Origin of the sequence: Paracoccus limosus (assembly GCF_009711185.1) — a bacterium.
Taxonomy (GTDB): domain Bacteria; phylum Pseudomonadota; class Alphaproteobacteria; order Rhodobacterales; family Rhodobacteraceae; genus Paracoccus; species Paracoccus limosus.
The window spans coordinates 13,783-34,965 of record NZ_WMIF01000007.1 but is presented as its reverse complement, the minus strand read 5'-3'; the positions used below and the strand labels follow the sequence as shown (position 1 = coordinate 34,965).

The window sequence follows — 21,183 nt, the reverse complement described above, 5'->3', positions numbered from 1 at the left end:
CACGGTTGCAGCGCCTGCGGGCTGCGGGGCAGGGCTGGTCCCAAAGGCCTATGGTTTCGGAGCCGGTCATCGCGATAATGCGCAGGGCATCCCTGCAAGCACAGGATCCGGCATGCAGATCATGACCGCCGCCGTCGTCATCGCCCTCATCGCGGCCTTCTCCGCCTTTCCCGCAGCTGCGGCCGAGACCGCCCTGACGCTGGATGGCGGCATCGCCGCCACGCTGGTCACACCCGATGCGCCGCGCCCGTTCCCGGCGGTCATCATGCTGCACGGGCTGGGCTCCAACCGGGACGAGGTCGGAAACCTGTTTCTGGATGCTGCCGACGCCTTGGCGGAACGCGGCATCGCCTCGCTTCGGTTCGATTTCCGGGGCTTTGGCAAATCCGACGGCGATACCGGCGCCTTTACGCTGGAGCGGCAGAACCAGGACGCGCTGACCGCGCTGGAGGCGCTGGCCGCGACCCCCGGCGTGGATGCCAAGCGGATCGGCGTCATGGGGTTTTCCTTTGGCGCGGCGGCGGCGATCGAGCTGGCGGGCGCGCAGCCGGACCGGATCGGGGCGCTGGTGACATGGGCGCCGGTCGGTGATTATCGCGCCGATATGCTGGACAGCATGGGGCCCGCCATCTTTCGGCGTGCGGCGCGTGACGGGATCGTGGGCATCGACCTTGGCTGGCGGACGCTGGCGCTGAAGCAGGCGTTTTTCGACAGTCTGGACCGCCACGACCTGCCGGCGGCGTTGGCGCGCTATCCGGGGGCCTTTCTGACCATCAACGGCAGCGACGACCCCTATCTGAAATATGCGCCGGCGCTGTTGCAGGCGGCTGCGGGTCAGGACAAGCGCGCGCTGGTCATTCCGGGCGGTGACCACATGTTCAACGTCTACCAGCCCAGCCGGTCATCGGCGGCCGAGGTGATCGGGATCACCGCCGACCAATTCGCCCGGACGCTGGCCGGCCCGGCCTATTCGCCGTCGAAATAGCGGATGCCCTTGACCACCAGATCGGCCAGATTGCCGGCGCCCAGCTTGTCCTTCAGGACCAGACTGACATTCGACACCGTCTTGTAGCTGATGCAGGCGCGGTCGGCGATGTCGCGATAGGACATGCCCTCGGCGATCATGCCAAGGATCTCTTCCTCGCGCCCGGTCAGGCGCACGGCGCTGGAACCGGGACGCGGCACGTTCAGCAGCGCGATCTGCATCGCCAGCCGCGTGTCGACATAGTTTCCGCCCTTGGCAACCTCGGCGAAGGCGTCGCAGATCTCGGCGGGCGGACTGTCCTTGTTGATGATGCCATTTGCGCCCGACAGCAGCGCGCGCCGCGCCAGCACCGGGCTGCGGTGCATGGTAAAGACAAGGATCGGCAGGTCGGGATCGACCCGGCGCAGGCGCTCGATCAGGCGGATGCCGGCGATCTTGTTGCGCCCGATGCTCAGGTCGATGACCATCATCGCCGGCCGGGCCTGCCGCCATTGCCGCCAGCCTTCCGAGGCCGAGGCCGCCGAGCTGATCTCGCAATCCACGCGCGCGCGGATGATGCGGCCCCAGCCCTCGGCCACGACCGGGTGGTCGTCAACGATCAGGATCTGGACCTTGGGCCGGGCGGCAGCGGGGGCGGATTTCATGGCAGCGGTCATGGCAGCGGCATCCTCAGTTCGGTGTGGGTCAGACGGTTTTCCCGCCACAGCGGCAGATAGGTGGCCCCCAGCGCGCGGGCACGGTCCTGCATGCCGATCTGGCCAAAGCTCGGCATCACCCGATCCTGATCCGGCGCGGGTTTGGGACCGCCGCCGTTGTCGGTTACCCGCACCACGATTTCGGGCCCAGCACCGGACGCAGTGCCGGGCGCGGTTTCCAGACTGATGCGGACCAGACCGGCGCGGCCATGGCGCATGGCATTCAGCACGCTTTCGCGCACGAAGCGATAGATCGACAGCTCGGCCAGCTCGCCGGGACTGGCGATATCCGTATCGGGGTCCAGATCCAGCACGACGCGCGTCTGCGGCGAGACATCGCGAAAGCCCGCGACCAGTTCGGCCAGCAGTTCGGTCAGCGTGGCCTCGCCCAGAAGCATCGGGCGCAGGTCGTTGATGGCGGTGCGGGCGCTTTTCTGCACCGCGCCCGCGTGGCGGGCAATGGCCTCCAGCGTGTCGGCAAGCGCCGGGCCCATCGGCGCCTCGACCTCGGCCGCCATGCTTTGCGCGTGGCTGACGGCGGCGCGCAGGGCAAACAGTTCGGGGCCCATCTCGTCATGCAGGTCCAGCGCGATGCGCGAGCGCTCGGCCTCGGAGCTGCCGATCAGCCGGGTCTGCAACAGGTCGTTCTCGGCCCGCTCGGCCTGCAGATGCGAGGCGAGCGCGTTGACCCCCTCGGCCAGCTCGGCCAGTTCCGTCAGCCGGGCACCCGGCGCGCGCACCGACAGCTCACCCTGCCGCATCCGGTCCATGGCCTCTTGCACCAGCCGCAGCCGGTGGCTGACGACCGAGATCAGCCCCAGCGTCAGCAGCACCATGGCAAGCCCGGTCAGAAACAGCACCGGCAGGATGATGCTGAAATCCTCCCAGACCTCGGCGATCTCGTCGGTCGGGTCCGAGGCCACGCGCAACATGCCGAGCACGTTCGGGTAATGCGTGATCGGCACCAGCTCTTGCAGGGGCTCGGGCGTGATCAGCGCCGAAAACCAGCGCGGCGCCGCCGGCTCGGCCCGCTGATGGCCATGCGCGCGCAGTTGCAGCGGTTGGCCGTTGCTGTCGAGGATCTGCGCCGAGACATGCCGCAGCCCGTCGATTTCCTCGGTCAGGCGGATCGCGTCCCCCATGGTGTCGCGCCCGCCAAAGCTGGGCGGCATGCGCTGGCGCACCGTATCGCTGGCGATGCGGAACGAGGATTCGGTTTCCTCGCGCACGGCATTGCCGGCGTTCAGGATCAGCACCGCAGCGACGACCAGACACAGCGCCATGCTGACGGTGCAGGCCAGCGCCAGCGCCAGCCGCCGCATCGGCAGGCGGCGCGGCAGCCAGCCCGCCCCCGACCCGGCATCGGCGCGGGTGTGCGCGGCATAGCCAAGGCCCTCGGCCGGCGCGGTCATGGACCGGACCCGATCACCGCCGCCACCGCCTCGGCATGGCTGCGGCCCTGATCGCGCAGCACGCGATATTGCTGCGCGACGGGTCCAAGGCTGTGCTCGTCGCCGGGGGTGTGCGGCACCAGATCGGCTATCATCTGCGTCAGCGCGACCTCGGGATGATCCTGCCACAGTTGCAGGAGGCGGTTTGCGATCATGCGCGGGCTTTCGCGGTAGCGCGCCGAAAGCGCCTCCAGCCGCTGCGCCAGCAGATCGGGCGCCACACCCGAGGCACCGGCCACCACCGCGACCGGGTCGCGCGTGTCATCGACCTGAAGCCATTCGATCCCGGTCCCCGCCACCTTGCCGGCATCCTGACCGCCTGCGGGGGCGCCGGGCTGAACCTGTGCGCCGGCCGTTGAATCGGCTTGGGAAATCGTCTCGTCCTCTTCCTCATAGCAGGCGGCCAGACACAGCACAGCCGCCACGGCCAAGGCGCGGCAAAGCCACGGGGCGGTTCGGCGCTGCGGCATGCTCCTCCTCGAAAATTGCTGCGCTGCGCTGATTCGGACGCGGCGGCTTCCCTCATCGTCAGACTAGGCCCGCCTTAGGTATGGGACAACCGGCGCGGCTTGCGACATTGGTCTGGCGCTTTGCGCAAACGCATGTGCTTACCCCCGTCCGCGTCGGGGGAATTGTCCCGGGAAAGTCGGGACCGAGCGCCCGCAGACAAGCCGATTCCGGGGTGCCTTAATCAGTGTTGCAGCGGCGACGGGAGTGGAGGCCCAGCCGCAGCGAGCCGAGACCGCAGCCCGCCATCAGGCCGCTGCGATCCGCGCAAGACAGCGAGAGGGAGCGAGATCGCCATGATAACGAACACCCCAAGTGCAAGGGGCGCATCGGCCCTTGCCATGGCCGTGGCCATGGGCACAGCCATTCTGACCGCCGCGCCGGCGGTGGCCAATGACAAGCTGGTCGAACTGGCCAAGGATCCGGCGAACTGGGTCATGACCGGGCGCGACTACAACGAACAGAACTACTCCGAGATGACGGACATCAACAAGGAAACGGTCAAGCGCCTGCGCCCGGCCTGGTCCTTCTCGACCGGGGTCTTGCACGGGCACGAGGGCACGCCCCTGGTCGTCGGCGACAAGATGTTCGTCCACACTCCGTTCCCGAACACCACCTTTGCGCTGGACCTGAACGAGCCCGGCCATATCCTGTGGCAGAACAAGCCCAAGCAGAACCCGACCGCGCGCACGGTCGCCTGCTGCGACGTGGTCAACCGTGGTCTGGCCTATTGGCCGGGCGACGATCAGGTCAAGCCGCTGATCTTTCGCACCCAGCTTGAAGGCAATATCGTCGCCATGGATGCCGACACCGGCCAGACGCGCTGGATGATGGAGAACTCGGACATCAAGGTCGGCTCGACCCTGACCATCGCGCCCTATGTCATCAAGGACATGGTGCTGGTCGGCAGCTCGGGGGCGGAACTGGGCGTGCGCGGCTATGTCACCGCCTATGACGTCAAGACCGGCGAGAAGAAATGGCGCGCATTCGCCACCGGCCCGGACGAAGAGCTGCTGCTGGCCGATGACTTCAACGCACCGAACCCGCAATACGGCCAGAAGAACCTTGGCACCGAAACCTGGGAAGGCGACGCCTGGAAGATCGGCGGCGGCACCAACTGGGGCTGGTATGCCTATGACCCGGATCTGGACATGTTCTATTACGGCTCGGGCAACCCGGCGCCCTGGAACGAGACAATGCGGCCGGGCGACAACAAATGGACTATGTCGATCTGGGGCCGCGAGGCATCGACCGGCAAGGCCAAGTTCGCCTATCAGAAAACCCCGCATGACGAATGGGACTATGCCGGCGTCAACGTGATGATGCTGTCGGTGCAAAAGGACAAAGAGGGCAAAGAGCGCAAGCTTTTGACCCACCCCGACCGCAACGGCATCGTCTATACGCTGGACCGCTCGAACGGCGATCTGATCTCGGCCGACAAGATGGACGACACCGTCAACTGGGTAAAGCAGGTGGACCTGAAAACCGGCCTGCCGCAGCGTGACCCGGAATTCGGCACCCGCATGGACCACAAGGGCCGCGACATCTGCCCCTCGGCCATGGGTTATCACAACCAGGGCCACGACAGCTACGATCCGGAGCGCCGGCTGTTCATGATGGGTATCAACCATATCTGTATGGATTGGGAACCCTTCATGCTGCCCTATCGCGCGGGCCAGTTCTTTGTCGGCGCCACGCTGACCATGTATCCCGGCCCCAAAGGCGATCGGCAGAACGCGCTGGGTCTGGGTCAGATCAAGGCCTATGACGCCATCACCGGCCAGATGAAATGGGAACACATGGAGCGGTTCGCCGTCTGGGGCGGCACCATGGCCACGGCGGGCGGCGTCACCTTCTACGGCACGCTCGACGGCTTCCTGAAGGCGCGCGACAGCGACACCGGCGATCTGCTGTGGAAGTTCAAGCTGCCCTCGGGCGTGATCGGGCACCCGATGACCTACAAGCATGACGGACGCCAGTATATCGCCATCAACTACGGCGTCGGCGGCTGGCCGGGCGTGGGTCTGGTCTTTGACCTCGCCGACCCGACCGCCGGTCTGGGCTCGGTGGGCGCCTTCAAGCGGCTGCAGGAATACACCCAGATGGGTGGCGGCGTAATGGTGTTCTCGCTGGATGGCGACGGCCCGTATTCGGACCCGAACCTTGGCGAATATGCGCCGGGCGATCCCGCCTGACGCAGATCGGCTGGCCACGGGCCCCCTCGCGGGCCAGCCGACACCCCCTTTCTGTCTGGAGACATGAAAATGACCCATTCCCTGCTGCGGCTCGCCTCGCTGGGCGCCGCCCTTGCCGTAGCCACCCCTGCGCTGGCCGCCACCAATCAGGAAGCAAACTCCGACACGCTGCGCATCTGCGCCTCGACCAAGGACGCCCCCTATTCCAGCCAGGACGGCACCGGCTTTGAAAACAAGATCGCCAGGGTTCTGGCCGAGGAAACCGGCCGCAAGCTGGAACTGGTGATGATCCCGAAAGAGGCGATCTATCTGGTGCGCGACGGCATCGACAAGAACCTGTGCGACGTGCTGGTGGGCGTCGATGACGGCGACAACCGCCTGCTGACCAGCACCCCCTATTACCGCACCGGCTATGCCTTCATCAGCAAGGCCTCGCGCGGGTTCAACGGCGACAAGTGGCAGGACGTCGATCAGGACGGTTTCAACACCTTTGCCTATCGGCTGTATTCCCCGGCCGAAACCATCCTGAAATATACCGGCCGCTACGAATACAACCTGATCTATCAGGCCTCGCTGACCAATTTCGAGGAACGCCGCAACAAATACACCCAGGTCGATGCCGACCGCGTGGTGTCCGAGGTGGCGGCGGGCAATGCCGATCTGGGCATCATCTTCGCCCCCGAGGCGGCGCGCTATGTCCGCGATTCCCGCGAGCCGCTGAAGATGACGCTGATCTCGAACGAACTGGAACGCTCGGACGGGGTCATCATCCCGCTGCAATACGACCAGTCGGTCGGCATCGCCAAGACCCACCCCGAGCTGGTCGCGCCGATCAATGCGGCGCTGAAATCCGGCAAGACCAAAATCGACGCCATCCTTGCCGAGGAAGGCATCCCGGTCCTGCCGCTGAACTGAAGGAAATGGAATGACGAAGCCCCAAATCCTCGCCGTGCTGGCGCTGACGCTGGTGCCGCTGACGGCGATGGCCGCCCCGCAATTCTACAACACCATCGACGGCTCGCCCCTGAATTTCGACGACGCCATGGAAGAGGGCCGCGATACCGAGGCGGTGAAGCACTTCCTCGACACCGGCGAGAACATCTATGTCGAGGACCCGGCCGCGCTGAAAGAGGGCGAGGAGCTTTTCGCCGGCATGTGCTCGGGCTGCCATGGCCATTACGGCGAGGGCAAGATCGGGCCGGGGCTCAACGACAGCTACTGGACCTATCCCAGCAACGAAAACGATGTCGGCCTGTTCTCGACGCTGTTTGGCGGCGCGACCGGCCAGATGGGCCCGATGACCGGCAGCCTGACCATGGACGAGATGCTGAAAACGATGGCCTGGGTGCGGCACCTGTACACCGGCGATCCCAAGGACGCGGTCTGGCTGACCAAGGACCAGCAGGCACGGTTCAAGCCCTTTGCCCCGCCGGTCCATGCGGCCAAGGACCCGGACCCGTCGTGACAAGACCGGCCGGGGCGGTGCGACTGCCCCGGCCCTAGCGTTCGCCGGTCCGCCGGCAAGGACACAGCCGGCCCCCCGGCTGGGAGCGAGTGGAGGAGGAACCATGAAACGCATCCTGACCCTGACGATCGCCGCCCTGGCGCTGGCAAGCCCGGCGCTGGCCTATGACGGCACCAACTGCAAGGCGCCCGGCAATTGCTGGGAACCCAAGCCCGGCTACCCCGAAAAGGTCGAGGGCTCGCAATACGACCCGCAGCACGATCCGGCCGAGCTGTCGAAACAAGGCGAGTCCCTGACCGCGATGGAAGCCCGCAACGCCTGGCGCGCCTATAATTTCAAAAAGACCGGCACGTTCGAATATGACGTGAAAAAGATCGACGGCTACGACGAAACCAAGGCTCCGCCCGCCCTTTAAGGGTGGTCGCGAGGCGCTGCGCGTGCACTCCAGACCACGCGCAGCGCACCAGCCCGGACCAGATCATGACTGACCTGCCCCTTTCCGATTGGCGCGCGCGCCTTGCCGAGGCCGAAGCCCGGCTGAATGACGTCGTGCTGGGCCAGTCCCGCACCATCCGCCTGCTGCTGCTTTCGGCGCTGTGCCGGGGCCATGTGCTGCTGGCGGGCGATGTGGGCACCGGCAAGACCACGCTTTTGCGCGCCATGGCCCGTGCCCTTGGCGGCCCCTATGCCCGGGTCGAGGGCACGGTGGACCTGCTGCCGACCGATCTGATCTACGCCGCCCATATCGCCGAGGATGGCCGCCCGCGCATCGAACCCGGCCCCGTGCTGGAGCAGGGCGAGGATCTGGCGGTGTTCTTTTTCAACGAGATCAACCGCGCCCGCCCGCAGGTCCATGCGCTGCTGTTGCGGCTGATGGCCGAACGCAGCCTGACCGCATTCCGGCGCGAATGGCATTTCCCGCATCTTCAGGTCTTTGCCGACCGCAACCAGATCGAGCGCGACGAGACATTCGAGCTGCCCGCCGCCGCCCGCGACCGTTTCCTGATGGAAATCAGCGTCGAGGCGCCCGAGACGGCCGATGACCGCATGGCGCTGGCCTTTGACCCGCGCTTTCACGACACCACCCGGCTGATCTCGGACGTGGTGCCGGGCGTCCTGCCCTATCGCGGGCTGAACGATCTGGCGCAGGCGATCCAGACCGGCACCCATACCAGCCCGGCGCTGCAACGCTATGTCTACGATCTGTGCCAGATTATCCGTGACCCGCACGATCTGAAGATCGAGGGCGCCGATACCGCGCGACTGATCCGGGGCGGGCTCAGCCCGCGCGGCATGCAATATCTGGTGCGCGCCGCCCGCGCCTGCGCCTGGGCCGAGGGACGCGATGCCGTGCTGCCGCAGGATGTGCGCGCGGTGTTTGTGCCGGTCATGGCGCATCGCATCTTTCTGACCCCGGCGCATGAGCCACGCCGCGACACGCTGGTGCCCGCGCTGATCGAGGCGGCCTTCGCCCGAGTTCCGGTGCCTGCGGCATGAGCTTTGACGCGCCTCTGGACGCCGCCGGGCTGCATCTTTTCGATGTGCTGGCCTGGCGTCTGGCGCGGGCGCTGCCGGGGCTGCGCTCGGGCGGGCATCTGGGCCGGATGCGCGGCGCGGGCGAGATCTTTGCCGATGTGGCCCCGCTTCTGGCGCATCCCGATCCCCGGCGGCTGGACCTGCGCCGCTCGATCAGCGACCCGTTCGGCACGCTCAGCACCCGCCGTTTTCAGGCCCGCACCGATCTGCGGCTGCATCTGCTGCTGGACGGCTCGGCCTCGCTTGCCGCATCGGGCAGCGCCGACCGCTGGGGGCTGATGCGGCTTCTGGCGGCGGGCTTTGCGCAGGCCGCGCGGCGCGGTCAGGATCTGTGCGCGGCAAGCCTGTGCTGCGGCGCGGGCATCGCCCATCAGGAACCGCCAAGCCGCCGCCCCGGTCTGGCGCAAGAGCTGCTGGCGACGCTTTCCGGCCTGCACCCGCAGGGGCGCGGCATCGACGCCCTGCTGGCCGCGACGGCAGAACTGCCGACCGAGCGTATCCTTGTGGTGCTGGTGTCGGATTTCGAACTGACGCCCGCCGAGCTGCAACAGATCCTGACCGCACTGCGCCCGCGCCCGGTGCTGCCGATCTGGCTGCGCGACCGGGCGCTGGAACAGCCCGCGCCGCGCTTTGGCCTGATCGACGCGCAGGATCCCGAAACCGGCCGCCGCCGCACGCAGCTGGCCGCCCGACGCTGGGCTGCGCGACAGGCCGCAGCCGCCACCGCCGCCCGCGCCGCCCTGCGCGCCGTCTTTTCCGAACATGGCCTGCGCCCGGTCGAGATCGCCGACAGCATCGAGGTGGCGGAGCTTGCCGCGCGTCTGGACGAGGCGCCGCTGTGATCCGCGCGCTGCCGATCCTGCTGCTGGCCGCGCCCGCCATGGCGCAAGACATCAGCGTGCAGAACCCGCGCGCCTATGGCTGGTGGCTGGGCGACGAGCTGGTGCAGCAGGTGCAGGTCACCCTGCCGCCCGGCGCGGCGCTGGACCCGGCCTCGCTGCCGCGTGCCCGCGCGGTCGATTACTGGCTGGACCTGCGCGCGGTCGAGCGGCAGGACGACGGCAACCGCATCAGCCTGACCCTGCGCTATCAGAACTTCTATGCGGCGCTCGAGCCCAGCACGCGTCAGGTGCCGCACTTTCCGATGCGGCTGATGGATGGCAGCCGGCTGGACTTGCCGGGGTTCAGCTATGTGACCTCGCCGCTGCGACCGATCCTTGCGCCCTCAAGGCCCGATCAGTTGCAGCCCGATCCGCCCTATCACCTGATCGACAGCCGCCCGACGCTGATGCGGCTGGCGCTCTCGGGCGTGGCCCTGCTGGCCGGGCTTCTGATGCTCAGCCGGCATCAGGGCTGGTTCCCGTTCCATGCCCGCGCAGCGCGCCCCTTTACCCGGGCCGCCCGCCGCCTGCGCCGCCTGCCCGAACCCGAGGCCCGCCGCAGCCTGCACCGCGCCTTTGACGCGGCCTTTGGCCGGGTGCTGATCGGCGCCGATCTGGACAGGTTTCTGGCACAAAAGCCGCAATTCGCACCCCTGGCCGAACGGCTGCGCGGCTTTTTTGCCGCCTCGGACGCGCGGTTCTTCGGCGCGGGCAGCGCGCCCGATCAGGACATTGCCGCGCTGGCCCGCGACCTTGGCGCCATCGAGCGGGGGCGGCGATGATCGGCCTCACACAGCCATGGGCTCTGGCGCTGCTGCCCTTGGCGGCGCTGCCGCTGTTTCTGCGCTGGCTGCGCGCCTCGGCGGTGCCGCGGCTGGACCTGCGCCCGGTGGACGGCGCCTCGCGCGCGGTCGATCACGGGCTGAAGGCGCTCGGCATCCTTGGTCTCGGCGCGCTGGTCCTGGGGCTGGCGCAGCCCTATCTGCGCGGGGGCAGCGTGGTGCATCGCGGCATCGGCACCAATCTCGTGCTGCTGATCGACCGCTCGTCCAGCATGGATGACACGTTCGCCGGCCGCTCGCCCTCGGGGGCCGAGGAAAGCAAGGCCAGCGCGGCCCGGCGCATCCTGATGGATTTCATTGCTGGGCGGCCAGATGACCGCATCGGCATCGCCGCCTTTTCGACCGCACCCATGCTGGTGCTGCCGATGACCGAAAGCCGCAGCGCCATCGCCTCTGCCGTCTCGGCGCTGGCCGAGCCCGGCCTGTCGCAGACCGATGTCGGGCGCGGGCTGACGCTGGCCATGGGGATGGCCGCGCAGGAAGCCGCGACCGGCGCGCGGGCGGTGGTGCTGGTCAGCGACGGCGCTGCCGTGATCTCGCCCGAGGTACAGGTCATGCTGCGCAACCTTGCCGCGCAGCAGCCGATGAACCTTTACTGGCTTTACCTGCGCAGCAAGGGCTCGAAAGGCATTTTCGAGCAGCCGCAGCCGGGCGAGGCCGACACCCCGCAACTGCGCCCCGAACGGCATCTGCACATCTTTCTGCAAAGCCTGCGCCTGCCCTATCACGCTTTCGAGGCCGACAGCCCCGGCGCAGTCGAGGCCGCCGTCGCGGAAATAGGCCGCATGGAATCGCGCCCGATCCTGACCCGCCGCCCGGTGCCGCGCCGCGAGCTGGGCTGGCTGTGCTACCTGATCGCCGCATTGGCCGCCGCCGGCCTGACCGCCGCCCGCGCGCTGGAACGCCCTTGGGCCGAGGCGCGGGTGAAACCCCTGCTGGTGCTGCCATGAGACGGCTTCTCCCTGCCCTGTTGCTGATCTGGGTTCTGGCGGGCCTTGCGGCACTGGCGCAGGCCGGGCTGATGCTTTGGGGACAGGTGCAGGACAACCGCGCCATCCGCAGCCTTGCCGCCGGCACCGACCTGCCGCTGCGTGCGGGCGCCGACCCCCGCGCCCATGAGGCGCGCGCGCTTTACCTTGCATGGCGCGGCCGCATCCCCGAGGCCGAGGCGCAGGCTGGGGGACTGGACCGCGCCAGCCCGCTTTTGCAGGCGGAATTCCACTATGCCATCGGCAATGCCCGCATGCGCCGCGCCTTTGATCAGCTCGAAGCCAACCGCATCGACGATGCCACGACCGAGGTGAACCTCGCCAAGACCGCCTATCGTCAGGCGCTGGACGCGCTGCCCGGGCATTACGACAGCAAGGTCAACCTCGATCTTGCGATGCGGCTGGTGCGCGATCTCCCGCGCGAGGGCAACGGCGAGGAAGACCCCGAGGTCCAGCCGCAGCGGCTGTGGACCGACCTGCCGGGCCTGCCGCGGGGTGCACCATGAGGGGCGCGCCATGAAGTTGCGCCTGATCCTGCCGCTGGCGGCCAGCGCGCTGGCCCTGCTGGCGGCGATCGGCCCCGGTGTGACCAGCCGGCAGGCGCTGCGCGATGTGCTGGTCGTCGTTGACATCAGCCGCTCGATGAATGTGCGCGACATGGACAGCGCCTCGCGGCTGGATGCGGCGCGCGCCATGCTGAAAGGCTGGATTGCAGGCCTGCCCTGCGGCAGCCGTGTCGGCCTTGGCTTTTTCACCGAGCGGCGCAGCCTGACCCTGCTCGACCCGGTCGAGATCTGCACCGATTACGCCGCCCTTGCCGGCACGCTGGATGCGCTGGACTGGCGCATGGCATGGGAAGGCGACAGCATGATCTCGAAGGGATTGAACCACGCCCTGCGCCGCGCCGCCGATCTGCACGCCGGTCTGGTCTTTGTCACCGACGGGCAAGAGGCGCCGCCGCTGCCCTATTCCGGCCCCGATGCGCTGCGCGGCACCAGCCCCGGCGGGGTCATCCTGGGCGTCGGCGGCGACACCCCGGCACCGATCCCGAAATTCGACGATCTGGGCCGCGAGGTGGGCTTTTACGAGGCAGGCGACGTGCAGAACGCCCCCGCCCGCATCGGCCCGCCGCCCGCAGATGCCGAAAGCCGCCCGGGCTACAACCCGCGCAACAATCCCTATGGCGAATCCGACCTGACCGGCAACGAGCACCTGTCGGCGCTGCGCGCGGACTATCTGACCACGCTGGCCGGGGCGCGCGGCATGGGGTTCCAGCGCCTGACCGATGGCGCGCCGGCGCTGAATGCGGCGCTGGCGCAGCATGTGCCCGCGCGCGAAACCACCGCCCGCCGCAGCCTTGCGCCTGTTCTGGCGGCGCTGGCCCTGATCCTTTTGGCCGCCGCCTGGCTTGCCGGCTGGCGCGCCCCCGCCCCTCGCTCAGCAGGAAAGGAGATCTGGAGATGATCCGCAGAGCATTTCTCGCCACCGCTTTCGCCACGCTCGCCGCCACAGCGGCACTGGCGCATGGCCCGACGCCGCAGCAACTGACCAAGGTGGTCCAGATCGCGGCCCCGCCCGACAAGGTCTGGGCCGTGCTCTCTGATCCGGCCCGCATGCCCGAGTGGCAACCCGAGATCGCCAAGGTCACCATGCAGGGCGAAGGACGCGGCGCCAAGCGCACGGTCGAGTTCAAGACAGGCGGCAGCATCGTCGATGGCATCGACAAGATCGACGCCGGCAAGATGAACATCCGCTGGCGCCTGTCGAAAGAGGACATCGCCGTGTTCCCGGCAAGCTTCTACACCAATGACATCACCGTGGCGCCCAAGGATGGCGGGTCAGAGGTGACATGGCACGCGAGCCTTTACCGCGCCGACACCACCAACGAGCCGGCCGAGGAATATAATGACGAGGCCGCTGTCGCCGCGATGGAGAAGTTCATCGACGACGGCCTTGCCGGCATCAAGGGCATCGCCGAAAAGTAACGGCACTGGCCTTCGGCGGCCCGCTGCCGGAGGCCGGGGACAGGGCTCGGGGCATGATCCCGCCCGGCCTGCGCCCCAATCCCACCTTTCAAGATGCTTCTCACGCCCCGCCGCAAAACGTCGCACTGCGGTGCGACTGCGTCGAAGCCGGCTTGCCAGCGCCCCTCGATATGCTCCATCATTCACATCGAACGCGCCCCGCAGCCAGAGGAATCGCATGCAGATCCGTTACATCTGTTCCGATGAGGAACGCAGGACCGATGCCGTGCTGAGCGCCGTCGCCGAAGGCGCGGAGGATTTGGGCCTGCGGCTCTGCGGCACGGTGCAGCCGGTCGACCGGCCCGATGCCGGACATTGCGACATCGTGCTGGCGCTGCTGCCCGATTTCCAGCGCCGCAGCATCAGCCTTGAATTGCCGCCGGGCACGGTCGGGTGCCGGCTGGATGCCGGGGCGCTGGAGCAGGTGGTGGCCGAGGTGCAGTCCCGGCTGGAGGGCGCGCAGGCGCTGCTGGTCAACAAATTCGGCAAACAAGAGGCAGCCGGGCGCGCGCTGGTGCCGGTCATCGGCGAGGCCTGCGCGCGCGGCCTGCCGGTGCTGGTCGGTGTCGCCCCGCAATGGCGCGAGGCCTTTCTGGGCTTTGCCGGCGATGCCGCCCTGCCATTGCCCGATGACGCGGGGCTGGCCCTGGACTGGCTGCGCCAGAGCTGTCTTGCCCGCATCTGACATCCTCAACCGAACGCAAAGGAAATCCCATGAAACTGAGTGCAAGAAACGTGCTTCCCGGCACCGTGACCGAAATCGTGACCGGCGCCGTCACCAGCCATGTCCGCATTGATCTGGGCGGCAGCACCGTCACGGCCTCGATCACCAATGAGGCGGTCAAGGAGCTGGGGCTGAAAGTCGGCAGCAAAGCCTCGGCGGTGATCAAGGCCTCGGATGTGATGGTCGGCGTGGATGAGTGAGACCGCCGATGCCCTGCGGCCGCATGAGCTGGCTGTCGAGACGCCGCAGGGCTTCGACGCCGGGTTGTGGTTCATCGGGCGCATCCGCACGCCATGGACCCGGCGCGGCGATTGCCCGCATCGCGGCGATGCCGAGGCCGGCCCCGATTGCCGGATCGAGCTGTCGCCCCGCTGGCAGGTGGCGCTGACCGGCATCGAGGCGCATGAGCGCCTGCAGATCCTTTACTGGATGGATCAGGCGCGCCGCGATCTAGTGCTGCAAAACCCGAAATTCGGCGCGGGCGCCACCGGCACCTTTGCCCTGCGATCGCCGGTGCGGCCCAATCCCGTCGCCTCGTCGGTGGTGCGGCTTCTGGCGGTCGAGGGGACGGTCCTGACCGTGCGCGGGCTGGACTGTCTGGACGGCACGCCGCTGATCGACATCAAGGCCGCCTTCGGAGCCCTCGCATGATGCACCCGACCCGCCGGCAATTCGCCGGCCTGCTGCTGGCGGCTCTGGCCGCAGCGCCTGCGCTGGCGCAGGAGGGCGCGCCCTTTGCCGATGCCACCGGGCGGCTGTTGCGCCTGCCCGCCGATCCCCGCCGCGTCTTTGCCGCCGGGCCCCCGGCTGCGACGCTGCTTTATGCGCTGAAGCCGCAGGCGATGGTCGGCTGGGTGCGCGCGCCTAAACCTGCAGATCTGCCCTTTCTGCGCCCCGAGGTGGTCAAGCTGCCGGTTCTGGGCCGCCTGACCGGCAAGGGCGATACCTTGAACCTTGAGGTGCTGCTGGCGGCCAAGCCCGACCTGATCGTCGATTATGGCAGCGTCAATGCCACCTATGCCGATCTGGCCGCCCGCGTGCAGGAACAGGCCGGCGTGCCCTATGTGCTGGTGGATGGCAGCTTTGCCGCCATGCCGCAGGCGATCCGGCAGATGGCCCGCGTGCTGGACGTGCCCGAACGTGGCGAGAAACTGGCCCGCCATGCCGAGACCACGCTGGCTGATCTGGACGCCATGCTGGCGACTATTCCCAAGGCCGAGCGGCCCGGCGTCTATCTGGCGCGCGGCCCCGAGGGGACCGAGACCGCCGGCCCCGGCTCGATCAATGCCGAGATCATCGCCCGCGTCGGCGCGCGCAATGTGGTCGAGGCGCCCGGCGACGGGCTGGCCAATGTCTCGCCCGAACAGGTGCAGGCCTGGGCGCCCGAGGTGATCATCACGCTGGACCGCGATTTTGCCGCCAATGTCGGGCAGATGCCGGAATGGCGCGGCATCCCGGCGGTCGAACGCGGCCGGGTCTATCTGGCGCCCGCCGCCCCCTTCGGTTTTATCGACGCGCCGCCCTCGGTCAACCGGCTGGCCGGGGTGATCTGGCTGTCGCACAAGCTGTATCCGCAGGCGGCCAAGGGCGATCTGCACCGCCAGATCGCCGATTTCTACGAGCTGTTCTATGGCCCGCGTCCCGATGAGGCCACCGTCCGGGCCCTGCTGGGTGGCTGAGCGTGGGCTGACCCCGCCGGTGCTGACCCCGGTGCTGGCGGCGGCGCTGGGGCTGGCGCTGCTTCTGGCGGTGGCGAGCGGGCCCTATGGGCTGTCGCCCGGCCAGATCCTTGCCATCCTGACGGGCGATCGCAGCGATCCGCAGGCGGCGACGGTGCTGATCAACATCCGCCTGCCGCGGGTGCTGGCGGCGGCGGTTCTGGGCGCGGCGCTGGCCTCGGCCGGGGCGGCCTATCAGACCGTGTTCCGCAACCCGCTGGTGTCGCCAGATATTCTGGGCGTCTCGGCCGGGGCGGGCTTTGGCGCGGTGCTGGGCATCCTGCTGGGCCTGCCGGTCATCGCCATCCAATTGCTGGGCTTTGCCACCGGGCTGGTCACCGTCGGGCTGGTGCTGGCTTTGGGCCTTGTGCTGCGCGGCGGCGGTCAGGTGCTGGTCATGGTGCTGTGCGGCATCGCCATCGGCGCGCTGGCAGGGGCGGGCATTTCGCTGGTCAAGCTTCTGGCCGACCCCGAGCAGCAATTGCCGGCGATCACCTTCTGGCTGATGGGCAGTCTGGCGGGGATCAAGCGCGCCGACATTGCGCTGGCGCTGCCGGCGGTGCTGGTCGGGCTTGCGCCGCTGATCGTGCTGCGCTGGCGCATCGGCCTGCTCGCCATGGGCGAGGACGAGGCGCAGGCCATGGGCGTCAATGCGCGGGCGCTGCGGCTGCTGGTGATCGCCTGCGCCACGCTGATGACCTCGGCGGCCGTGTCCATGGCCGGGGTGATCGGCTGGGTCGGGCTGATGGTGCCGCATATGGCGCGGCTTATGACCGGGCCGCGTTTCGACCGGCTGCTGCCGGCGGCGCTGCTGATCGGGGCGGGGTTCATGGTGCTGGTCGATACCGCCGCGCGCAGCATCGCCGGCATCGAGCTGCCATTGGGCATCCTGACCGCCGTGCTGGGCGCGCCGGTCTTTATCGGTCTCTTGGGGCGGGGCGCCCGCGCCGGCTGGGCGGCATGACGCCGCTGCTGGCCACGCGGGGGCTGGCGGTCGGCCATGGCGGCCGGGCGCTGATCGCCGGGCTGGAGTTGCGGCTGCCGCCGGGGCAGGTGCTCTGCGTGCTGGGCCCGAACGGTGCCGGCAAGACGACGCTGTTCCGCACGCTTCTGGGCCTGATCCCGCCCGTCGCGGGCGAGGTGCTGCTGGCGGGTGCGCCGCTGGCGCAATTGTCGCGGCGCCGGATCGCGGCGCGGCTGGCGCATGTGCCGCAGGCGCTGGCCAATCCCTTTGCCTTTGCCGCGCTGGACATCGTGCTGATGGGGGCGGCGGCGCGGCTGGGGCCGCTGGCCCGCCCCGGCCCGCCCGAGACCGCCCGCGCCATGGCCGCGCTGCAACGGCTGGGCATCGCCGATCTGGCTCAGGCCCGGATCGGCCAGCTGTCGGGCGGCCAGCGCCAGCTGGTGCTGATCGCCCGCGCTCTGGCGCAACAGGCCGCCGCCCTGATCATGGACGAGCCCACCGCCAGTCTGGACTTTGCCAACCGCCGCCGGGTCGGTCAGGCGATCCGCGATCTGGCCGGGGCCGGCCACGGCATCATCCTGTCCAGCCACGACCCCGACCATGCCGCCGCGCTGGCCGATCAGGTGCTGCTCATGGGCCGCCATGGCGTCATCGCCAGCGGCACGGTGGACGGAACGATGACCGCCGCCAATCTGTCGCAGCTTTATGGCATCGCGGTGTCGCGCCAGCAGGACGCCGGCGGCGCGCTGCATTTCCGCTGAGGCGGGGGCAGGGCGCGCGATGCGCCCGTGCCCGACGATGGCCGGACCGGGCACGCCTGAAGGCACCGGCCGAGGCGGCATCGCCGCGACCCCCGACCGCGACGAAAGCAGTGCTGTCATTCGCCGCCGGGCCTGTCATCATGGCGCAAGCATTGTTGCGCTGGGAGGACGCCACGATACTTGACCGGGCATTGCTGACGGATGGCCAAGGCCGTCCCATCAGGCAAAGCGGCCCGACCTCGTCTCGCGATTGGGACGAGGTTCAGGCCTTTTGCCGCAAGGTTTACATGCCCTATCGCGTCCGCCCCGGCGCGCCGCGGCTTTTGCCGGCGGCGACCATGCGGATGGCGCAGATCGGGCGCATCACGCTGACGCGGTTTTCCTATGGCGTGCCGATCCATCTGGACCGCTTCGACCCCGAGGCCGGCAATATCCTTGTGCTGAACACCCTGCGCGGCGCGCTGCGCCACCAGCAGGACGGCACCAGAACGGCGACCACCCGCGCCGGCGACAGTTTCGTCGTCGATTGCTCGCGCACCGATTACTGGCTGGACGGCGACCGCGATCACCTGCAGCTGAACCTGACCATCCCCCATGATGCCATGGCCGAGATCGCCATGCGCTGGCTGGGCTTCGTGCCCGATGACCGGCTGTGGACGCGGCGGCTGGCCTTTGGCGGCAACGGCTCGCGCTGGCAGGCGCTGCTGGCCTATGTGGTGCATGCGCTTGAGGCCAGCGGCCGCGTGCGCGGTGCGGCCCCGATGGCGCGGCATCTGGAGGAGCTGGTCTGCATGGACCTGTTGCAGATCTGGGCCGAGGGTGCGGGGATCTGCCTGCGCGACGGCGCGCGCATGGCCGCCCCCCGCCATGTCCGCGAGGCCGAGGAAATCATGACCAGCGAGGCCCTCGACCCGCCCAGCATGGCCGAGATCGCCGCGCGCATCGGTGTTTCGGTCCGCACCCTCTCCGAAGGGTTCCGGCGCTTTCGCGGCATGACACCGCGCGAGTTTCTGCGCGCCCGCCGGCTTGATGGCCTGCGCGCGGCCTTGCAGGGCGCGGGGCCGGGCGACAGCGTGACCTCGGTCGCGGCGGATTGGGGCTATGTCAATCTGGGCGCGCTGGCGCAGGTCTATCGCGACCGCTTTGGCGAGACGCCGGCCCGGACGCTGGCCGCCGGCCGGGTCGGGCGTTGACCCGTGCTTTCGCCGCCGATCCCGAACGGCCCCTGCCGATCCCGAATGGCGGCAGGCATCGCCGCCGCGCATGTTTTCCCTGTCGTCTGACCAAGGGAGGAACGTCATGACCGACTTGAAGACCACTCTGGACGGGGTGCTGAACGGCGTCGTTTCGGGCAATCCGCGCGTGCCGGGGGTCGTTGCCATGGTGACGGACCACCAGCGCGACATCTATTCCGGCGCGGCCGGCGCGCGCGTCCTTGGCGGGGCGCCGATGACCGAGGACACCGTCTTTGCCATCTTTTCCACCACCAAGGCCATTGCCGGCACGGCCGCGCTGCAATGCGTCGAGGAGGGGCTTCTGGATCTGGACGCGCCGGCCCGCGACTATGCCCCGGCCATCGGCGGCTTGCAGGTGCTGGACGGGTTCGACGCCGCGGGCGATCCGATCCTGCGGGCGCCGAAATCCGACATCACCACGCGCCAGCTGCTGACCCATACTGCCGGCTTCGGCTATGATTTCTTCAACGAGAACTACCGGCGTCTGGCCGAGGAACATGGCCAGCCCAGCGTCGTCACCTGTTCGCGCGCCGCGCTGGAAACCCCGCTGCTGTTCGATCCCGGCACGAAATGGGAATATGGCACCAATATCGACTGGGTCGGGCAGGTAGTCGAGGGCATCCGCGGCAAGCGTCTGGGCGAGGTGCTGCGCGAGCGCGTCTTTGATCCTTTGGGCATGGTCGACATTGGTTTTACCCGCACGGCCTCGATGCGCGAACGCACGGCGGCGGTCCATGCCCGGGGGGCGGATGGCGGCCTGACCGACATGGGATTTTTCCTGCCCGACGCGCCCGAGATCGACTGCGGTGGGCATGGGCTTTATGCGACCGTGCCGGAATATATGAAATTCATCCGCATGTGGCTGAACGACGGCGCCGGTCCGCAAGGCCGGGTGCTGCGGCCCGAAACCGTCGCCATGGCGGTAACGAACAAGCTGGAGCCGCATCAAAAGGTGGGGATGCTGCCGGGCGTCATCCCGGCGCTGTCGAATGATGCCGAGTTCTTTCCGGGGCTGGAAAAGGGCTGGTCCTACAGCTTCATGACCGTCGAGGACGACGCCCCCACCGGCCGGCCTGCCGGCGCCCTTGGCTGGGCGGGGCTTGCGAACCTGTTTTACTGGATCGACCGCCGCAATGGCATCGGCGGCTATTGGGCGACGCAGATCCTGCCCTTTGGCGATCCGGTCTCGTTCACGGGCTACATGCAGTTCGAAACCGCCGTTTGCCGCGCCATGGCGGGTGCGGCGGCGGCCTGTGACCCGTTGCAGGACAGCGCGGGCGGGGATGTCTTTCCCGCCCGCAGCCAACCGGAGAAAGACCATGACCGCGCTTTGTCCCCCCGAAGACCTGCCGCATTGGGTGCCGGGCCGCGTGCTGCTGTCCAGCGACGATCTGGGCTGGCGCCATGTCGGCCTGCGGTCCTATCACTATCCCGGCCAAGAGGTGATCGTGCCCGCGATGCGCGATTTCATGCTGGTCGGCTATCAAAGCGGCATCACCCCGATGCGGCGGCGCTTCGACGGGCGCTGGACGCGCGAACAGATGTCGCCCGGCGCCGCCTCGCTGCTGACGCGGGCGCAAAAGGCGCATTGGACGTGGAACGAACCGATTGACGTCACCCATGTCTATCTGTCGGCGGCGCTGATGGCCGAGGTCGCCAGCGAGGTGATGGATTGTCTGGTGACCGAGGTCTGTCTGGCCGATGTGCTGCGCACCGACGATCCGGTGATGACCGCCGCGATGGCCGCGATCCGGCACGAGGCCGCGCAGCAGGCGATGGGCGGGCCGCTTTATGTGGAAACCGTGGCGCGCGGGCTGATCATCCATCTGCTGCGCCGCTATGCCGCGATCACGCGCGACAGGCCCGTGCCGTCCTCGGGGCTGAGCCCGGCGCAATGCCGGATCATCCGCGAACATATCGACGCCAATCTGGCCGAGCGGCTGGACCTTGCCGGGATGGCGGCGCAGCTGGGGATGACGCCCTGTCTGTTCGCGCGCCGCTTCCGCATCAGCTTTGGCCTTCCGGCCTATGCCTGGGTGACCGCGCGCCGGCTGGAACGCGCCCGGCGGCTGCTGGGCGAAACCGGCGCCTCGATCAAGGCGATCGCCGTGGATTGCGGCTTTGCCGATCAGGCGCATCTGACGCGGCTGTTCGCGCGCGAAACCGGCGTGACGCCCGCTGCCTATCGCCGCGCCCTGAACTGAGCGGCGG

At 68.5% G+C, this 21,183-nt stretch carries 24 protein-coding genes; 21 read left to right on the top strand and 3 right to left on the bottom strand.

Annotated elements, in window-relative coordinates:
• Positions 1-112 precede the first annotated feature (112 nt).
• On the top strand, positions 113-985 hold the full coding sequence (locus GL279_RS06815; protein ID WP_246175214.1) for an alpha/beta hydrolase family protein: 873 nt from the start codon (positions 113-115) through the stop codon (positions 983-985).
• Here the strand turns inward: GL279_RS06815 and GL279_RS06810 are convergent.
• From GL279_RS06810 to GL279_RS06800, 3 genes are read right to left on the bottom strand one after another with little or no spacing between them, the layout of a single operon-like run.
• Positions 967-1,641, bottom strand: coding sequence for a response regulator transcription factor (locus GL279_RS06810; protein ID WP_155063878.1), 675 nt, complete (start codon positions 1,639-1,641; stop codon positions 967-969). The genes GL279_RS06815 and GL279_RS06810 overlap by 19 nt on opposite strands.
• Positions 1,638-3,092: a LapD/MoxY N-terminal periplasmic domain-containing protein gene (locus tag GL279_RS06805; protein ID WP_155063877.1), complete on the bottom strand. Its 1,455-nt coding sequence runs from the start codon at positions 3,090-3,092 to the stop codon at positions 1,638-1,640. Before GL279_RS06805 ends, GL279_RS06810 begins: the two co-directional genes overlap by 4 nt.
• Positions 3,089-3,601 (bottom strand): protein moxZ, encoded by a 513-nt coding sequence (locus tag GL279_RS06800; protein ID WP_155063876.1) that lies wholly within the window; start codon positions 3,599-3,601, stop codon positions 3,089-3,091. Before GL279_RS06800 ends, GL279_RS06805 begins: the two co-directional genes overlap by 4 nt.
• A 390-nt stretch (positions 3,602-3,991) precedes the next feature.
• On the opposite strand from GL279_RS06800, the gene GL279_RS06795 reads away from it, so the two are divergent.
• From GL279_RS06795 to GL279_RS06700, 20 genes are all read left to right on the top strand, one after another.
• On the top strand, positions 3,992-5,833 hold the full coding sequence (locus GL279_RS06795) for a methanol/ethanol family PQQ-dependent dehydrogenase (protein ID WP_246175212.1): 1,842 nt from the start codon (positions 3,992-3,994) through the stop codon (positions 5,831-5,833).
• Between the two features lie 69 nt (positions 5,834-5,902).
• The gene (gene moxJ, locus GL279_RS06790) at positions 5,903-6,748 is read left to right on the top strand and encodes a methanol oxidation system protein MoxJ (protein ID WP_211371267.1); all 846 of its coding nucleotides are present in this window, start codon (positions 5,903-5,905) and stop codon (positions 6,746-6,748) included.
• Between the two features lie 10 nt (positions 6,749-6,758).
• The gene (moxG, locus tag GL279_RS06785; RefSeq protein WP_155063873.1) at positions 6,759-7,298 is read left to right on the top strand and encodes a cytochrome c(L), periplasmic; all 540 of its coding nucleotides are present in this window, start codon (positions 6,759-6,761) and stop codon (positions 7,296-7,298) included.
• 103 nt (positions 7,299-7,401) lie between these two features.
• Positions 7,402-7,713: a methanol dehydrogenase [cytochrome c] subunit gene (locus tag GL279_RS06780; protein WP_155063872.1), complete on the top strand. Its 312-nt coding sequence runs from the start codon at positions 7,402-7,404 to the stop codon at positions 7,711-7,713.
• A gap of 65 nt (positions 7,714-7,778) precedes the next feature.
• Complete coding sequence (locus GL279_RS06775) at positions 7,779-8,795, top strand: AAA family ATPase (RefSeq protein ID WP_155063871.1); 1,017 nt, start codon at positions 7,779-7,781, stop codon at positions 8,793-8,795.
• Positions 8,792-9,676, top strand: coding sequence for a DUF58 domain-containing protein (locus GL279_RS06770; protein WP_155063870.1), 885 nt, complete (start codon positions 8,792-8,794; stop codon positions 9,674-9,676). Before GL279_RS06775 ends, GL279_RS06770 begins: the two co-directional genes overlap by 4 nt.
• Positions 9,673-10,497, top strand: a complete 825-nt coding sequence (locus GL279_RS06765; RefSeq protein WP_343039730.1) for a nonribosomal peptide synthetase MxaA — start codon at positions 9,673-9,675, stop codon at positions 10,495-10,497. The genes GL279_RS06770 and GL279_RS06765 overlap by 4 nt, the downstream gene beginning before the upstream one ends.
• Positions 10,494-11,507: a vWA domain-containing protein gene (locus GL279_RS06760; protein WP_155063869.1), complete on the top strand. Its 1,014-nt coding sequence runs from the start codon at positions 10,494-10,496 to the stop codon at positions 11,505-11,507. Before GL279_RS06765 ends, GL279_RS06760 begins: the two co-directional genes overlap by 4 nt.
• The gene (locus GL279_RS06755; RefSeq protein ID WP_155063868.1) at positions 11,504-12,052 is read left to right on the top strand and encodes a hypothetical protein; all 549 of its coding nucleotides are present in this window, start codon (positions 11,504-11,506) and stop codon (positions 12,050-12,052) included. Before GL279_RS06760 ends, GL279_RS06755 begins: the two co-directional genes overlap by 4 nt.
• A 10-nt stretch (positions 12,053-12,062) precedes the next feature.
• Positions 12,063-13,010, top strand: coding sequence for a vWA domain-containing protein (locus GL279_RS06750; RefSeq protein WP_155063867.1), 948 nt, complete (start codon positions 12,063-12,065; stop codon positions 13,008-13,010).
• Positions 13,007-13,531, top strand: coding sequence for an SRPBCC family protein (locus GL279_RS06745; protein ID WP_155063866.1), 525 nt, complete (start codon positions 13,007-13,009; stop codon positions 13,529-13,531). Before GL279_RS06750 ends, GL279_RS06745 begins: the two co-directional genes overlap by 4 nt.
• 217 nt (positions 13,532-13,748) lie before the next feature.
• Positions 13,749-14,255, top strand: a complete 507-nt coding sequence (locus tag GL279_RS06740) for a DUF2478 domain-containing protein (protein WP_155063865.1) — start codon at positions 13,749-13,751, stop codon at positions 14,253-14,255.
• A 29-nt stretch (positions 14,256-14,284) separates the two neighbouring features.
• Positions 14,285-14,494 carry a TOBE domain-containing protein gene (locus GL279_RS06735; protein WP_155063864.1) on the top strand — a complete coding sequence of 70 codons (210 nt, stop codon included), beginning with the start codon at positions 14,285-14,287 and terminating at the stop codon, positions 14,492-14,494.
• Complete coding sequence (locus GL279_RS06730; protein ID WP_155063863.1) at positions 14,487-14,945, top strand: SAM-dependent methyltransferase; 459 nt, start codon at positions 14,487-14,489, stop codon at positions 14,943-14,945. The genes GL279_RS06735 and GL279_RS06730 overlap by 8 nt, the downstream gene beginning before the upstream one ends.
• Positions 14,942-15,973, top strand: coding sequence for an iron ABC transporter substrate-binding protein (locus GL279_RS06725; protein WP_155063862.1), 1,032 nt, complete (start codon positions 14,942-14,944; stop codon positions 15,971-15,973). The genes GL279_RS06730 and GL279_RS06725 overlap by 4 nt, the downstream gene beginning before the upstream one ends.
• Positions 15,966-16,976, top strand: coding sequence for a FecCD family ABC transporter permease (locus GL279_RS06720; protein WP_343039729.1), 1,011 nt, complete (start codon positions 15,966-15,968; stop codon positions 16,974-16,976). The genes GL279_RS06725 and GL279_RS06720 overlap by 8 nt, the downstream gene beginning before the upstream one ends.
• Positions 16,973-17,737: an ABC transporter ATP-binding protein gene (locus GL279_RS06715; protein ID WP_155063860.1), complete on the top strand. Its 765-nt coding sequence runs from the start codon at positions 16,973-16,975 to the stop codon at positions 17,735-17,737. Before GL279_RS06720 ends, GL279_RS06715 begins: the two co-directional genes overlap by 4 nt.
• A gap of 140 nt (positions 17,738-17,877) precedes the next feature.
• Positions 17,878-18,930, top strand: coding sequence for an AraC family transcriptional regulator (locus GL279_RS06710; RefSeq protein WP_155063859.1), 1,053 nt, complete (start codon positions 17,878-17,880; stop codon positions 18,928-18,930).
• 106 nt (positions 18,931-19,036) lie between these two features.
• The gene (acmB, locus tag GL279_RS06705; protein WP_246175209.1) at positions 19,037-20,584 is read left to right on the top strand and encodes a methyl acetate hydrolase AcmB; all 1,548 of its coding nucleotides are present in this window, start codon (positions 19,037-19,039) and stop codon (positions 20,582-20,584) included.
• The gene (locus GL279_RS06700; protein ID WP_246175206.1) at positions 20,514-21,176 is read left to right on the top strand and encodes a helix-turn-helix domain-containing protein; all 663 of its coding nucleotides are present in this window, start codon (positions 20,514-20,516) and stop codon (positions 21,174-21,176) included. Before acmB ends, GL279_RS06700 begins: the two co-directional genes overlap by 71 nt.
• The last annotated feature ends 7 nt before the right edge of the window (positions 21,177-21,183 follow it).